Origin of the sequence: Paenibacillus sp. 1781tsa1 (assembly GCF_024159265.1) — a bacterium.
In the GTDB taxonomy this organism is placed as follows: domain Bacteria; phylum Bacillota; class Bacilli; order Paenibacillales; family Paenibacillaceae; genus Paenibacillus.
Map to the genome: position 1 here is coordinate 4,803,927 of NZ_JAMYWY010000001.1, position 14,937 is coordinate 4,818,863.

21 protein-coding genes are annotated in these 14,937 nt (G+C 45.2%); 4 read left to right on the top strand and 17 right to left on the bottom strand.

Translation table 11 applies throughout. From position 1 onward, the window contains the following. Window positions 1-105 precede the first annotated feature (105 nt). Window positions 106-549 (top strand): GNAT family N-acetyltransferase, encoded by a 444-nt coding sequence (locus NKT06_RS21650; RefSeq protein WP_253442692.1) that lies wholly within the window; start codon window positions 106-108, stop codon window positions 547-549. 112 nt (window positions 550-661) lie between these two features. After that, window positions 662-898, top strand: coding sequence for a DUF3892 domain-containing protein (locus NKT06_RS21655; protein ID WP_253439183.1), 237 nt, complete (start codon window positions 662-664; stop codon window positions 896-898). Between the two features lie 414 nt (window positions 899-1,312). On the opposite strand, the gene NKT06_RS21660 is transcribed toward NKT06_RS21655, so the two are convergent. The 4 genes from NKT06_RS21660 to NKT06_RS21675 all read right to left on the bottom strand — a co-directional run bounded on the left by NKT06_RS21660 (window position 1,313) and on the right by NKT06_RS21675 (window position 2,680). Continuing rightward, window positions 1,313-1,594 (bottom strand): hypothetical protein, encoded by a 282-nt coding sequence (locus tag NKT06_RS21660; protein ID WP_047843713.1) that lies wholly within the window; start codon window positions 1,592-1,594, stop codon window positions 1,313-1,315. Beyond that, the gene (locus NKT06_RS21665) at window positions 1,578-1,799 is read right to left on the bottom strand and encodes a hypothetical protein (protein WP_017687387.1); all 222 of its coding nucleotides are present in this window, start codon (window positions 1,797-1,799) and stop codon (window positions 1,578-1,580) included. The genes NKT06_RS21660 and NKT06_RS21665 overlap by 17 nt, the downstream gene beginning before the upstream one ends. A gap of 195 nt (window positions 1,800-1,994) precedes the next feature. After that, a complete protein-coding gene (locus tag NKT06_RS21670; protein WP_253439185.1) occupies window positions 1,995-2,315 on the bottom strand; it encodes a DUF3889 domain-containing protein in 321 nt (106 codons plus the stop codon). Window positions 2,316-2,371: 56 nt separating this feature from the next. Next, window positions 2,372-2,680 (bottom strand): hypothetical protein, encoded by a 309-nt coding sequence (locus NKT06_RS21675; protein ID WP_253439188.1) that lies wholly within the window; start codon window positions 2,678-2,680, stop codon window positions 2,372-2,374. A gap of 254 nt (window positions 2,681-2,934) precedes the next feature. Between NKT06_RS21675 and NKT06_RS21680 the strand changes: the two genes are divergently transcribed. Further along, entirely contained in the window at window positions 2,935-3,837 is a 903-nt protein-coding gene (locus NKT06_RS21680) for a manganese catalase family protein (protein ID WP_091014199.1), read from the top strand. Window positions 3,838-4,058: 221 nt separating this feature from the next. Here NKT06_RS21680 and NKT06_RS21685 read toward each other — a convergent pair whose 3' ends face one another. From NKT06_RS21685 to NKT06_RS21735, 11 genes are all read right to left on the bottom strand, one after another. After that, complete coding sequence (locus NKT06_RS21685; RefSeq protein ID WP_105599660.1) at window positions 4,059-4,352, bottom strand: DUF6809 family protein; 294 nt, start codon at window positions 4,350-4,352, stop codon at window positions 4,059-4,061. Between the two features lie 142 nt (window positions 4,353-4,494). Then, complete coding sequence (locus NKT06_RS21690) at window positions 4,495-4,674, bottom strand: CopG family transcriptional regulator (RefSeq protein WP_253439191.1); 180 nt, start codon at window positions 4,672-4,674, stop codon at window positions 4,495-4,497. Between the two features lie 299 nt (window positions 4,675-4,973). After that, window positions 4,974-6,059, bottom strand: coding sequence for a DUF3626 domain-containing protein (locus tag NKT06_RS21695; RefSeq protein ID WP_253439194.1), 1,086 nt, complete (start codon window positions 6,057-6,059; stop codon window positions 4,974-4,976). A gap of 61 nt (window positions 6,060-6,120) precedes the next feature. Further along, window positions 6,121-6,390, bottom strand: coding sequence for a hypothetical protein (locus NKT06_RS21700; RefSeq protein ID WP_253439197.1), 270 nt, complete (start codon window positions 6,388-6,390; stop codon window positions 6,121-6,123). Between the two features lie 83 nt (window positions 6,391-6,473). Then, window positions 6,474-6,875, bottom strand: coding sequence for a DUF5071 domain-containing protein (locus NKT06_RS21705; protein ID WP_253439200.1), 402 nt, complete (start codon window positions 6,873-6,875; stop codon window positions 6,474-6,476). Window positions 6,876-6,922: 47 nt separating this feature from the next. After that, window positions 6,923-7,492, bottom strand: a complete 570-nt coding sequence (locus tag NKT06_RS21710; protein ID WP_253439203.1) for a DUF3221 domain-containing protein — start codon at window positions 7,490-7,492, stop codon at window positions 6,923-6,925. Window positions 7,493-7,617: 125 nt separating this feature from the next. Continuing rightward, complete coding sequence (locus NKT06_RS21715; protein ID WP_253439206.1) at window positions 7,618-7,947, bottom strand: hypothetical protein; 330 nt, start codon at window positions 7,945-7,947, stop codon at window positions 7,618-7,620. Between the two features lie 231 nt (window positions 7,948-8,178). Further along, on the bottom strand, window positions 8,179-9,894 hold the full coding sequence (locus NKT06_RS21720) for an ABC transporter ATP-binding protein (protein ID WP_253439209.1): 1,716 nt from the start codon (window positions 9,892-9,894) through the stop codon (window positions 8,179-8,181). A gap of 44 nt (window positions 9,895-9,938) precedes the next feature. Continuing rightward, complete coding sequence (locus tag NKT06_RS21725; protein ID WP_253439213.1) at window positions 9,939-10,970, bottom strand: FecCD family ABC transporter permease; 1,032 nt, start codon at window positions 10,968-10,970, stop codon at window positions 9,939-9,941. A 2-nt stretch (window positions 10,971-10,972) separates the two neighbouring features. Continuing rightward, window positions 10,973-12,028 carry a FecCD family ABC transporter permease gene (locus NKT06_RS21730; protein WP_253439216.1) on the bottom strand — a complete coding sequence of 352 codons (1,056 nt, stop codon included), beginning with the start codon at window positions 12,026-12,028 and terminating at the stop codon, window positions 10,973-10,975. A gap of 271 nt (window positions 12,029-12,299) precedes the next feature. Further along, window positions 12,300-13,037, bottom strand: coding sequence for a glycerophosphodiester phosphodiesterase (locus NKT06_RS21735; RefSeq protein ID WP_253439219.1), 738 nt, complete (start codon window positions 13,035-13,037; stop codon window positions 12,300-12,302). A 231-nt stretch (window positions 13,038-13,268) separates the two neighbouring features. Here NKT06_RS21735 and NKT06_RS21740 point away from each other — a divergent pair, with 231 nt between their 5' ends. Then, window positions 13,269-13,535, top strand: a complete 267-nt coding sequence (locus tag NKT06_RS21740) for a hypothetical protein (RefSeq protein ID WP_253439223.1) — start codon at window positions 13,269-13,271, stop codon at window positions 13,533-13,535. 217 nt (window positions 13,536-13,752) lie between these two features. On the opposite strand, the gene NKT06_RS31720 is transcribed toward NKT06_RS21740, so the two are convergent. Both NKT06_RS31720 and NKT06_RS21745 read right to left on the bottom strand, forming a co-directional pair. Next, entirely contained in the window at window positions 13,753-13,881 is a 129-nt protein-coding gene (locus NKT06_RS31720; RefSeq protein WP_255319930.1) for a hypothetical protein, read from the bottom strand. 119 nt (window positions 13,882-14,000) lie between these two features. Then, on the bottom strand, window positions 14,001-14,585 hold the full coding sequence (locus NKT06_RS21745; protein WP_091014155.1) for an LOG family protein: 585 nt from the start codon (window positions 14,583-14,585) through the stop codon (window positions 14,001-14,003). Window positions 14,586-14,937 lie beyond the last annotated feature (352 nt).

Here is a 14,937-nt window from a genome sequence, read left to right on the forward strand (position 1 = left end):
ACCCCCTCCTCTCCCAATATGTTCCAGACTTCACTATACAGGAAAAACATTTTTTTGTATAATTCAGTCTGATATGTCGCGCAAGAGCAGAAAGAAGGAATGGAATTGGCAGCTGAGATTAGTTATGTAACGACGCAAGAACAATTGGAACAAGCCCTAGGTATTCGCAATCACGTTTTTGTGATCGAGCAACAGGTGCCTGCCGAGATTGAGATTGATCACTACGATGTCATCAGTCCGGATGTGCATCACGTATTGTTAAGTACGGAAGGGCAAGCTGTAGCTACAGGACGTCTGATCTATTACAGCAAGGATACGGCCAAAATGCAGCGGATCGCGGTGCTTGAGTCTCATCGTTCATTCGGTTATGGACGCGTGCTTCTGCTCGCGATGGAGGAACTGGCACGTGAACTCGGTTTATCCTATTCCGTACTGGATGCTCAATGTCAGGCGCAGAAATTCTATGAGAAACTGGGCTATGAAGTGATTTCGGAAGAACCTTTTTATGATGCAGATATTCTGCATGTTCGTATGAAAAAGAGTCTGTAAAACTTCGGCATTGGCAAGTCTGATCAGCATATGATGCATACTTCCCAGGAATTCGGATAGGCTAATCAGGTAAACAGATTCCTATCTCGTCATATAAGGAGAGTGTGACATCATGGATCAATCGACACGCGAGAGTTTCACAGCCGTACAGAAAAATGGCGACGGTGACCTGACAGCCTTTCAGACTTCAGCAGGACGTGTACTGGATTACCAACAAGCACTTGCAGAAGTAAAGGCTGGCGCTATTGCCGGCGTGAATGTATTTAAAGGCAAGGATGGCGAAATGTATATTCGCGGCGATGCCGATGGTGACCCAACCAACAACCTGGACCAACTTCCCCATTTCTAAAATAGATGCACAGATCGTACGTGTTACACAGAAGCGCCAATCCGGTTATCCGGGTTGGCGTTTTCTTATGTTCACTAGAGGGTGTCTTCAAACCTACTGAAAGCAGGCCCACGAGAGGTAACGAATCTGAGGCGTCTTATTCAAGGATTTGAAGCACCCTTAGAAATCTAAGGAATCTGAGACACGCTATATCAGAGTTTGTGGACTTTTATAGCATTTTTGTCAGGGATTAAGGGAAATAAGGTGTCTGATGTTCCTTACAATTTAACTAGAAAAGCGGAAGGCTAAATAAGACGTACTGTGTTCCTTAGAAAATCATCTATTCATTCGCCAGGACCAGCCAACTTGGAATCCCAGACTGTTTAGATGCTGACATTCATCATCGTAAAGCTTGCTTGAGTTTGAAAAGACACCTCAATAGTCCGTAAAATATTTTACGGAGTCCCCGGAAGGCTGGCTTTTGCGAATCGGCTGTTGCACCTGTTCCCATGCCTGCAAAATCTGTATACCTTCGAGAGTAGACCGATTCTCCCATGCGATGTGCCCGGTGCGTTCAAGCTCCAGCAATGACTCATGAATGTAAGCTCTGCTCCGTCCCGTCTTATTCTCTAGTTCATCCATACGCGGCAACCTGCGCCGTTGTCCTGCATAGTTCACCATAATACGCAAAATCTTGCGTTCAAAGTCGTTCAGCATACTTTACCTCCCCATTCAGATCCGTAACAGGACGCCATGCCAGAATACCTTGCTCCAGAAATGTTCGGGGTGAGCCTTCTTTTCCCGCTGATGCTCTAATCATCCCGCCACGTACACTGTTAATTCGAATCTGTCGCTGCGTAATCTGCCCTGCACGATCCATGTAGACAAGCTCCACCATCTGGCCAATATATTTCCCTAGCATAATCATCCCTCCGATAAGAACGTTTGTTTGTATTTCATATTATATGCGAACATAAGTTCTTTATTCAATAGTAAAAAAAGGATTTTGCAAAATAAAAAAACCAGAATTTCCCCTTAATGATCAAGGGAGTCTGGTTCCTCTAATAATGCTGCTCATATAACTACGTGACTTGTAATGACCCAGTTCAGTAACGGTTCAGTGTCGATCGGATTCCGAAAATTGTACTTTCTTTAATTGCTGTGTAGATGGATTAAAATCAACATTCACATAGACCGCGAACTGCTTGCCATCTTTGGCACGAACCCATAGCTTGAACTGTTCCCGTGATTGATCCGCTGTTAGAGAGGTACGGCCGATGTGCTTATAGTCCAAAATATCCACATTATATTTGGTCTGTGTTTCTTTGACCGCTATAATTCCCCACTTCGCATAATCAGGGATAGAGGCACCTGTTCCTGATGTCATTCCGGCCAAACTCAAGACTACCGACATGACGGTAACGATGAGCATTCTCATTTCACTCACTCCTTGGGACAATATGTTTCTGTTATATTGCCCGTCCGGGTTTCATTTTACACGAATAAACGAAAGATCCAGGCCAGTGGCCGTAGGGAAAAAGGAACCACATGAACAAGACGGTCCAACGAATCAGGTGGCTCTGTCCGGAAACTCATCCCCCAGTCACCCGAGAAAAAGGGTTGTTGTGTCTGTAGTTCCTGAGGACGTTCCAACCCGTATTTCTTCTCAAGTAACTGCCTCGTTGCTTCATCCACCTGAACCTCGTTCGTACCGGCGTATGCTGTGACAGACTCGCTGCTTATGTACATCAGCATCATCAGAAACATCGGAATCCACACTATTTTTACCCAACGTTTGTTCATCTTTAACTCCTTTATGTACCTTAATTCTCTTGTATCTGGAAGCCCCATTTAAAGGTTAGATTATACATAAAATTCACGGAATTGGAAATAACAAAAGGGAGAAGATATGCAGCATGCGATGCAATACTTAAGTCCCATTTGGTTGATTTTATGTTTAAAAAAGGGAATAACCGTGTAATAGGCCATGACAGCCTGACTTTATGGCTAACATTTCTACATGTTCTGCAATACCACTTTGAGGAGGTTACACCCGAATGTTCAAACGCTTGGATGAAATTCTGATTGAGATTCCCAATGTCGAGAAGCCCGATCCGAATGCAGCGGCAGCCATACAGGAATTGCTCGGCGGCAAATTCGGAGAAATGTCAACGTTGAACAACTACCTCTATCAATCGTTTAATTTTCGCTCCAAAGAAAAGTTAAAGCCCTTCTATGATCTGGTCATGAGTATTACGGCCGAAGAATTGGGACATGTTGAGCTGGTGTCTCACGGGATTAACAAATGTCTTAGAGGATCAACCGAGTATAAAGAACCCGACGATACGCCGCTAGGTTCCGTGAAAGATGCTCGTCTGTCTTATCACTATCTGGCAGGTGCACAAGGCGCAATGCCTTTTGACTCTATGGGTAATCCATGGACGGGAGCAAACGTGTTCAACAGCGGCAATCTGGTCGAAGATCTGTTGCACAACTTTTTCCTCGAATGTGGAGCGCGTACGCATAAAATGAAGGTATATGAGATGACAGATCACCCCGCAGCCCGTGAAGTGGTTGGTTTCCTGCTGGTACGTGGCGGCGTGCATGTTGTCGCATATGCGAAAGCACTTGAGATTGCAACTGGCGTAAATGTGACCAAGCTGGTTCCTATTCCATCACTGAACAACAAAGCCTTCAACGAGGCTCGTAAATATGAAGAAAAAGGGGTACACACCAAGCTGTATACCTATAGTGATAAAGATTTCAACGCCATTGGTCAGATCTGGAAAGGAACTCACCCCGAAGATGGACAACCTCTGGAAGTAATCCAGGGTATACCAGAAGGTTTCCCGATTCCGGAAGCTCCTGCGGTCGAGGAAGAATTCGCACCAGGCATTTCGCAAGAAGACTTCAAAGAGATTGCTCGCCGTCTGAAGATGGCGGGGAATATTGCGGATTAAGGAACAATTTGTTAAACAGGTTCTTTCCCTATATATTTTGTTAACTGTATGTTTAAGTGAAGCCCTCGAACCCTGCTGCTGAATGCAGAGAGGATTTGAGGGCTTTGTTATAATCAATTTATGATACAATTTTATGATGCAAAATGAGCATGTTGTATGCACGTCATTTTCTGAGAAATTAGCTGTAAAAGTAAACCGGATCCCTGCTCACATCGTTAAACTTAATTAAACTCCAACACTGATTCCTCACGCTGACTCATGACTTCAATTAACATGTTGGCACCCAGACGAAAACCTTGTGCAAACGCTGCTTCCGTATGCATGCCCTCACATCTGCCACACAAGTCAAATAACTGTTCAAGCTCACGGAATTCGTTCTCGCTCAATCGATTCTTCCACTGCTCTGTCAGAGCTGCAATCTGCCGTCCTAACGCTTGGTATTCAGGATGTGTCGGCATCATCATCTCATCCGGTCGAAGTCGTCCATTATATAATGCTTCTAATATCGAATTCATGTGCATCCTCCTGTATATCAATTCGCACCTCACTTGAATGAACGTTCTGCACATGGTAGGATATTTATGCAGTCGCTCATTCAAGTGATTGCGGGATAGGAAGTAGCGCTGTTCTTCGAGGGACGAACGCTGCTTCCTTTTTCTATTTTTGGAGCTCGTCGTAAATCTTCTCAATCCCTTTGCGAACGATGTCTGATCGATTCGTATTCAGCACCTCAGCCGAAATATCGAGCTTGTTCATAATTTCCTCGTCGACACGTATCTCAATCGTTCTGCTTTTGGGTTTGTCAGATTTAGGCCGCCCCATCTTTTTGGCGGACATTGCTTCACCTCTTTTTTTGTCCTGACAATAATATATTGTTGTCAGGACAAAAAGTCAATGTATTTGTAAAACATACGTTCGTTTTTGTGACAACAGATTCATAGATAAATTTATAGTCTGTAATCCGTTTGAATGATAAAAAGACAACCTTGAACGGCTAGGCGCTCAAGGTTGTTAGAGTACTATTATTGAGTAACAATTTAAAATTCAGGAGATACGCAAACAAGTAGGAAAAAGAATATGTCGTTTTAGCATTTTTATTACTACATATTCAATATTTTTAATTTCGAAAAATGTTTTCACTTTTCCATTGACTTTCCATATCTCACTAAGACATGCCACAGTAATTTTAACTCTTGTAGAACTTCTTTGTAGGTTCCTCGATCGCTCCAATGGCTTGGGTTTCGTTTCAAGTCCATAGCTGCAGAGCCAATGATATTTGCATCAATAAAATCACTTTTGGCAATTCTTTTGGCCAGTGAAGGCATCGAAGGACCACGAAAATCCATAGGAACCTCATCAACCAAAAGGGTAAAGCCCATGTGCCAATGGAGATCAATGGAATACTTTAGACATATCTGCTCCAAGATTCGTCCGGTATGGGTTCCTTTAAATGATGGATCCGCAACAAGCATCTTGACATCTTTTTCAAGAGAAATGTCACCATGAACCTGCGCTTCGATATAATGGTCAAGATTTCGGTTCGGCTCTTGGTTGGATGGATTTTGGAAGGGTTTCTCAAGATTGACGAGCATATGGCCGATTAACTTTTGAACCGTTAGATTTCTTTCGCCCATGGCAAAACCACTATAGAATACATCCCTCATGAGAGCAGCCAAAATAAGGTCAAATTCCTCATACGTTCCCTTTTCCTCGGGGTCTTGGTGAGAATCCAAATAGGTATACGTGCTACGATGAGAGACCTCATTGGATAAAAGGAAGTAACATGATCCAAAACGAGGAGCAGGTCCGTCGGGATGTAACATGACATGGAGTGCCCCATATTTGGGCCGTTCGCTATTGGTTGAGCCATTTATTTGGTACGCTCCGCCAAACATTTTATTTTCCCAAACGTCACGTTCACCACCTGAAAATGCGGATACACTTCCATTCGATAATAAAGTCTCAAATTGACTTTTATAAACTCCCTGCTCAAATAGTGCTTCAGCCACGCTTTTCATATTCGGATCTAATCGATCTGGGTGAAAGTGTAACGCGATCCTTGCATGAGATTTTAGTTTGGCGACAGCATCTTCAAATGTCTTCAGCTCGATATTGGACATATGAAGGATTTCCCTAATGGTTTGCTCCGCCTCATTTTTGCGGCTTCTTGCATAATTGGTTACATGCTCTTGAGCTAATTGCTGAGACCTTGATAATTCCATGGCGTAAGAGTCCTTTCCCCTTTTTTATAAAATCATAATGGCGGTTTCCTTGCTTATCATATCAATCTATTTTTCTTGGGATTAGTTCGTTCTCAGGGAAATTCCACCAATTCGATTGCTCATAATATATTGTTTTTGCCCAATATTCAGGAGGCTCATGAAAAATCAGATCTTCTTCTGATAAAAAATCATTGCCTTCCCAAAAAGAATTAATCCTGAAAAAAGCTTCTTTCTCTGAAATATCAAATAAGTTAATTAACTCTTGTACAATTTCCAAACAGTATATTTCCGAACTCAAACAGGTAGGGAAAAGAAGTTGGTATTTCAGCATGTTTATCACTCCATATTCAATATTTCAGCTTTCTTAGGGTTAATTACCAGTTCCTATGTATGTATGCAAACTCCCATCTCCACTTACCTCTCGTTGGTCTCCTTCATCTTTTTCAAAAGCTCCACGATAACCTCATCCAGCTCCTCAAGTACCTCACTTGGTGTAGGGAACTCCAATATCCTTACCAAATCCGTCTGTAACATACTGAGATGAGATACAGGCAATCGATCAATCAATCCAACCAAAATGAAATATTCCCACTGTGGATCTTTGGTTTGCAATACATCTTTAATATGAGGAACTAAGTCCTCCCCCAATCTCAATAGTAGATCCTCTACCGGCTTAGAGATCGGCCAATTCCCGTCTTGTAACCACTCCATAAGTTCTGGAATGATAACTTTTAATTCGACATCACTGAACTCACTTAACTTACGCACCGCTTCATAATCAAACTTATCGCGGGGAAGGCACTCCCTAATATCCATTTAAACTTCGCTCCTCATCTCTATTACATAATGATATACTCCCTCTGTTACTCGACTGGCTCACCATCCTCTACTTTGATATCAATCTCATCTTGATTCTCCGTCGTTGACATCGCATCTCTCATGCGAATCGTCCACGTTCCTGCATCATGATCAAATTGTACATCTTCAATCACTGGAACACGGATGTTCTCTGTATCAAGTGAAAGAAGTCCACTACGAATCGCATCCGCATCCGTCATATGCCCACCATCCGGTGCCACTGGACAAGATACCGCTATCTTTTCTGCTCTGGCCTGCCCGGGATAGGGTTGATTTTCCGGGCCTCCATCTGTCCAGACTTCAACATAGGAGCCGATCTGCGGATCAGGTGCATTGGAGAACCATTTTGCCGGATAATATCGATCGGCTCCTCCATTGGAACTGTTATCCCGGTAGGCAGGATCAACAACAAGAATGGAATCGTCTTTACGATCAACCACATAACCAGTGAATCCATCTTCACTTGGTGCATCGGCTTGAGTCTGCACGGAGTTGCACTCGATCTGTTCTGAACATCCGGTAAGGCATACGATTAGGGTTGAGAGCAACATAAAGACTTGACGAAGATAGGACATATGTAAATCCCCCTTTACTAACACCTCTTTCTAAGCTTAACGTTTCATATCAGGTTATTGTTACAAATACTGCCGTTAGCTCACCTTTAACATACTCATGGGCCCAGCACGACCAACCCATATATTCACTTCTTTATATTCCTTTTATACACATACCTGCCCCATACCACCAACGCCGCGCATAACAAGATCACACAATAGGCCCAAACAAACAGCATGGCAAGCCCCAAGCCGATGTTGGCATCCAGGCGCTCATCAAAGATCTCTGTGTATAGCGAAAAACCGAGTGGCACAGCGCCAACAATGAAAAGTCCAATGGACCATCCACCCCAGCGTTGGAAACCGGACCCCGCACGAGTACTGGAAAGTTTGCGAATCCCTTGAGTTAGAAGCGACCAAATCAGAATAAATAATAGACAGGTTATAAGAATCTTCAGCATATCGTTCAACTGCATATCGTGTACCTCCTACATCTTGCAAGATGATGAACATATCTTACACGTTAAGCGTTCTCTTTACTATAATACCCGTTTCCATATCCATGATCACAGGCTGACAACAACGTTGCACCTCAGACTCACATCCTAATCATGAAATAGAAAATAACGCCACCGTCCTGACTCCTTCCAAGTCATGAACGATGGCATTACTTCTCTTATTAACATTGTTAACCCATATCGAACAGGTTACGCGCCAAACTGCGCATAGTGAAGGCGGCTGTACACCCCACCTGCTGCGAGTAATTCTTCGTGACGTCCCTGCTCCGTAATACCTTGTTCGGCAACGACAATAATGCGGTCTGCATTTTTGATCGTAGCCAATCGGTGAGCAATAACCAGTGTGGTCCGGCCCTCGGACAGCTCAGCAAGGGATTGCTGAATCGCCGCTTCCGTTTCTGTATCCAGCGCGGATGTGGCTTCGTCCAGAATTAGAATCGGTGGGTTTTTCAGGAACATGCGGGCAATGGACAGACGCTGTTTCTGTCCACCGGACAGCTTCACACCGCGTTCACCAATTAACGTATCCAGCCCTTCTGGCATGGACTGAATCAAAGGTTCCATCTGTGCACGTCTGGCGGCCATCCAGATTTCTTCTTCGGATGCATCCAGCTTGCCGTAAGCAATATTCTCGCGAATGGTTCCATCGAAGAGGAATACATCCTGTTGTACAATACCGATCTGACTGCGCAAGGAGTCCAGCGTCATGTCCTGTATCTCCTGACCATCAATCGTGATGCGACCTTCCAGCACATCATAGAATCGTGGCAGCAGACTGCACAGCGTTGTTTTTCCTGCACCCGATGGACCGACGAGAGCTACGGTTTCCCCTGCATGTACATTAAGATCGATACCTTTGAGTACAGGCTCCTGATCCGTATACCCAAAGGTCACTTGCTCATAACGAATATCTCCACGTAAATGGGATACCGCTACAGCCCCTGGACGATCTTCCACATCCGGTTCCATATCAAGCAGCTCTGTATATCGCTTGAAGCCTGCAATCCCCTTCGGATACGTCTCAATAACCGAGTTGATCTTCTGAATGGGTGTCAGGAACACATTGGACAGCATGATAAATGCAATGAACTGACCGTAGGTCATGCTGCCGTTAATGACAAACCATGTTCCGCATACCAGAACAAAGAGGGATACGAGCTTCATCAGCATATAACTGACAGAGGAGTTCCAGGCCATGATTTTGTATGCAATCAGTTTGGTTTGACGGAAACGACCGTTGTTTACTGCAAATTGTGCTTTTTCATGCTCTTCATTAGCAAAAGCCTGAACAACACGGATACCTGTAATATTGTTCTCTACACGAGCGTTGAAGTCGGCAATATCTCCGAACATTCGGCTGAATGCCTTGGACATTTTGCTGCCAAAATAGAGCGAGAGATAAATAATCAGCGGCACGATGATAAAGGTTAACACCGCCAGATTCCCGTTAATGCTCATCATGATGCTGAATGCACCAATCAGTGTCATGACCGCGATAAATACATCCTCTGGACCATGATGGGCAATCTCACCAATATCCATCAGATCGTTAGTCATGCGGGATACGAGGTGTCCTGTTTTGGTATTATCGAAGAAACGGAACGATAACTTCTGCACATGATTAAACAGACTTTTACGCATATCCGTCTCAATGTTAATGCCCAGCTTGTGTCCCCAATAGGTAACCACGAAGTTCAGAAATGAATTCAGGAAGTAGATGCCGAGCAATGCCAGACACGCCCATAGAATCCAGTCCCAGCGGCCGCCTGGCAGCAGATCATCAACTACCCGGTTGACCGCCAGTGGAAAAGCCAGCTCCAGCAGCGCGACCAGAATCGCACAGCTGAAGTCAAGAATAAAGAGCTTTTTGTAAGGCCTGTAATAGGCAAAGAAACGGCGAAGCATGGACTGAAGTCCTCCTTATGCAATCACACAATAATGATTACGTTCTATTTCGTCTTGCTTAAGAGATACAGGAAGTATGGCGCACCAATAATGGCAACCAGGATCCCCGCAGGAATCTCCGAAGGCTGTAGGATGACCCGACCCAGCGTATCTGCAACCAGCACGAGCAATGAACCGATCAGGGCAGATGCAGGTAACAGGAATTGATGTTTTGGACCCACCAGACGACGTGCCAAATGCGGCCCAATCAGACCAACAAAACCGATCCCCCCACTCACAGATACACATGAGCCGGCAAGCCCTACAGCAGCGGCAAGCAAAATAAGTCGCTCACGCTCAACCGGAGTCCCGAGTCCGCTTGCAGTCTGGTCACCCAGATTCAGCACGTTCAGTACACGTGCCTTATACAGAACAAGCGGGACAAGAATGATAAGAAACGGCAGTAGAGCCGTTACAAATTTCCAGTTCGAACCCCAGATACTGCCTGCCATCCAGGTTGCTACAAATTGATACTTTTCCGGACTAAGCCGTAAGGTAAGCACGATCATGGCGGAACTGATTCCCGCCGCCACCCCGATCCCCGTAAGCAACATACGCGTAGGCAGGATGCCCTCTCCTTTTTTGTAAGAGAGCACGTAGATCAGAAATGCAGCAAAACCAGAACCGATCAGGGCCAGAATCGGCAAAAGAAATACCGGCGCTGCTGTTGTGGTCGGGAAAAAGGAAACAAATAACATGACGACCAGACCGGCACCTGCATTAATTCCGAGGATCCCTGGATCTGCCAGCGCATTCCGAGATACCCCCTGCAAAATACAACCAGATAACGCAAGCCCGGCTCCGACCAGCACTGAAATCACAATACGTGGCAGACGGAATTCAAACAGGATCAATTCCTGTTTCGGCGTGCCTCCACCAAACAGGGTACGCATTACTTCAAGCGGCGAAAGCTTGGTAAAGCCCGTATTCATGCTCACTACAAAAGCCGTAATAATTAATAGGGCAAGTACAATGAGAACAATCGTACTTTTGGTTCTCTTCTTGCGCTCTGCTCCAACTATTGTTGAGGATTCCATCGTTACAGAGTCCTCCTTTCTTTACGTGCCAGATATAGGAAGAATGGTACCCCGATGAGGGCAACCAATGCGCCAATTGGCGTCTCGTACGGCGGGTTAATCATACGTGCAGCCAGATCCGCAAATACGAGCAACAAACTACCCATCACAGCGGAACACGGAATAATCCAGCGATAATCGACCCCAACCAGCTTCCGGGTAAGATGGGGAATAATGAGTCCGACAAAACCGACCGCACCCACCACAGACACAGCCGTACCCGCAAGAATCAGTACAACAATCAGGCCTATGAGTTTGATCAGCCCCGTACGTTGCCCCAAGCCCACCGCAATATCTTCTCCGAGACTAAGCAGAGTAATGGAACGGGAGATAAGAAGACCTGCGATTAGTGCCGCGAGTACCCATGGGAACATGACCTCAAGTTGAGACCACTTCGTTCCGGCTACACCACCGGCTGTCCAAAAAGCCAGATCTTGTCCAATTCTGAAATACAATGCAATCCCTTCACTGAGTGCCGACAACATGGCTGATACAGCCGCACCTGCAAGTACAAGGCGTAGTGGTGTTAGACCCGATTTGGAAGCTGCACCAAAACCATACACCAACAGGACACCAAGTCCTGCCCCAAGGAAGGAATACATAATGATGTACATAAACGGCAAGCCCGGGAAAAAGGCAAAACAGATCGCAAGCGCAAATCCAGCTCCAGCATTTAACCCAAGCAGACCTGAATCGGCCAGCGGGTTACGAGTCATGCCTTGCATGATTGCACCAGCTACAGCGAAACATGCACCCACCATTGCTCCTCCAAGAATACGTGGTAACCGAATCTCCCATATGATCTGATGAGGGGTCAACTCCGGATTGAAATCAAAGATGGCCTTCCAGACTACACTAAGCTTAATATCAGCAGCGCCAAAAGAAATGGACAACGCCATACCCAGAGCGAGTAGCAAAACTCCCCCTGTAAGAATAAGTGTGGCTGCCCACGGACGAGTATGTATCTTCGCTGTGGGTGAATCCGGATTATGTTTTTCTGGTGAAGCTTGTGAACTCATACGCGCTCACCCTCGTTATGAGTGGAGCTGCTCAAACCTATGTACATAACAATCACCTCTCTATAAATACCGAACTTTAATGATATTGATTCTCATTCCCATAGACCATTGTAAGTGAATCCACAGGCTCTGGCAATGGACAAATAGGACATGTTTATTGCATATATGAAGATTTGCACACAATTTTACACGCAAAAAGGCCGTGCAGGAGCCAAAAAGCTCGAACACAGCCTTGTCATTACATATGTAGAACATGTAAATACAGACTTGTTTAACGGGCAGGTACCGTAATCAAGGATGCCAGGACATCCGGAACATCGGTAATGATTCCTTGCACACCCATGTCAATCATGGCCTGCATCTCGGTAGGATCATTCACCGTAAATGGATAGGTAACAATGCCATGTGCCAGTGCAGCAGCAACATCTTCTTGTGTGAGTGCCAGCTTGTAGGGATGAAGGCCGGAAGCTTCGAGTTTGGCAGCATAATCATAGGGACGGTACAATTTTTCCATATATAAAAGTGCAGTACGGAGCTCCGGGGCAAGGCGTTTACATCTCACGAGCGAAGCATGATTGAAGCTGGACAGCACGACCTGTTGCTCCAGATTCCAGTCCCGGATCGCCTTTATAACCTTCTCTTCCATCCCCTTATAACTCACAATACCATTTTTCAATTCCAGATTAAGCAATGTTCCTTTCCCCTGTACCAGCCTGAATAACTCCTCCAGAGAAGGAATACGTTCCCCGGCAAAATTAGCATGGAACCAGGACCCGGCATCCCGTGTGCACAATTGATCGTAAGTTGTATCCTTAACCCAGCCTTCTGCGCCGCCAGTTCGGCTTAACGTCTCATCATGAATCAGTACCAGTCTGCCATCACTTGTCATCTGCACGTCGGTTTCAATCCCTGTTGCTCCAAGCTCCAGACTTCGTTCAAAAGCGCTCATCGTATTCTCCGGGCATACGGCAGATGCACCACGGTGGGCAATAATCTCCATGTTCCTCATTCCAGCGCCTCCTGTGTTCAAGCTTCACTCTATGATTAACACTATAAACACGGTTTGTTAGACTTGTATTAACGGAGCGTATAATGGATTGCCTGCTTCGCTAATACTAGCAGCCGGGTTGATCATCTAACGGGCTGGGGATTCACTCATTTTTGCGAACTCAATCTGAATATCGACATAACATAGTATGAACGATGGAAGCACTGAACTCCGTTATAAGGAGGTTGACTATTGAATCCCTCAAAGAAAAAATCGATACCTACGCGTGCTCACACCTCCCAGTTACAGTCGGCTTCCAGGCTTTCCAGATCATCTGTCCATATCAAAAATAAATCCGGCAAGACGGCTAATCAACGTTCTTTTAACTCCACTTCATCCAGCACACTGGATCAGCTGGCTATTGTTGCAGCAATACTCTCCTTAATTGCAGCCGCCATCGGGCTATATATCGCCTGGAAATCGTTAGGTGTTCCGGATCAAACTGCTGTTGTGGTGTAGACTGCTTGTTGCGCAGCTAATGAGTCAGGAGGCTCTCTCCTGCTTCTGATCTTATTCAGGAGCAGGTTTTTGCTTTTTCAATTACTCAACGTATTCTGAAAACATCAAAAAACCGTTCCCCTGAAACGCCGGCATATACCGGCGTCTCTTTGGAAAGGTCATTTTTATTCGGGCGCTGCCTCTGCAACGTCATCCCCGTCCCAGGGTACTGACCGAATTACAGAATGAATGTGCGTGAGATAATAACCAACAGAATGAACAATACAAGAATTGCACCTGTCGATGTCCATGCTCCACCACCGAAGCCTCCGCAATACCCGTAACCTGTACCTTTGAGTTCGCTCATCAGTGACACTCCCCTCTTCATCAAAGTACACTATAGACTATGTCCGATAGCGCAACTTGCTTGGGCAGATCGAAAATTCTCCCGAGGAACGATTGGGTACAGGCATTCTTCTTATGCACTCATTTCCCGTTAAGTTGTGACCATTTTTGAGTTAACTCTGCAGGAATATAGGATGACATTTGCTTGATCAATTCAGCCGGATCAGATTCCAGACTCCACAGACTGAGATGCGATGTGTTGGAGAATCCCTCCTGTACACTATGTTCTACCATCTTCATCAGCGGTCCATAATATCCGTTGACATTCAATAAGCCAACAGGCTTACGATGAATGCCGATCTGTGCCCAGCACAGTACCTCGAATAGTTCTTCAAATGTACCCATACCTCCGGGAAGCGCAATGAATCCATCGGATAATTCAGCCATCGTAGCCTTCCGTTCATGCATGGTTCCCACTTCAATCAGTTGTGTGAGCCCTCCATGAACAACCTCACCCCGGAACAATCCGGTAGGCATAACGCCGATTACTTCTCCCCCTTGCTCAAGAGCAGCATCAGCTACTGCACCCATCAAGCCCATACAAGAACCACCATAGACCAGTGCATAACCACTATCGGCAATCTGTTTGCCTAGTTGAACAGCCTTCTCTGTATAATCGGGGTGATTTCCCGGATTGGAGCCTGCAAAAACAGCTATACGTTTCAATGGATTTCACTCCTTCTCATGATCTTTTTAGATTGAACTAAAGAATATTTACACTTGCCACTTCGATGACAGAACAACCTTCCGATCGCTGTTATCCCCAGATTTTTTAATTCAATTTTACAAAGGTGAAAATCTGTTGATAAAGGCGAACGCTCCGCTTCTTCAGGTTATTTCTGCCCTCTACGTTCTCGTGTAAATGTTTAGTTCAATTTTCTATTTTAATAATATATAACATGAATGTTATGGGTATGTACAACAGGTTAACAGAACCAATGGACAAAAAAAACCCGACCGTTTGCAGCCGGTCGGGCTCCCATTGCAATACACATCAATTTAGAAGGGGTTGTTACTA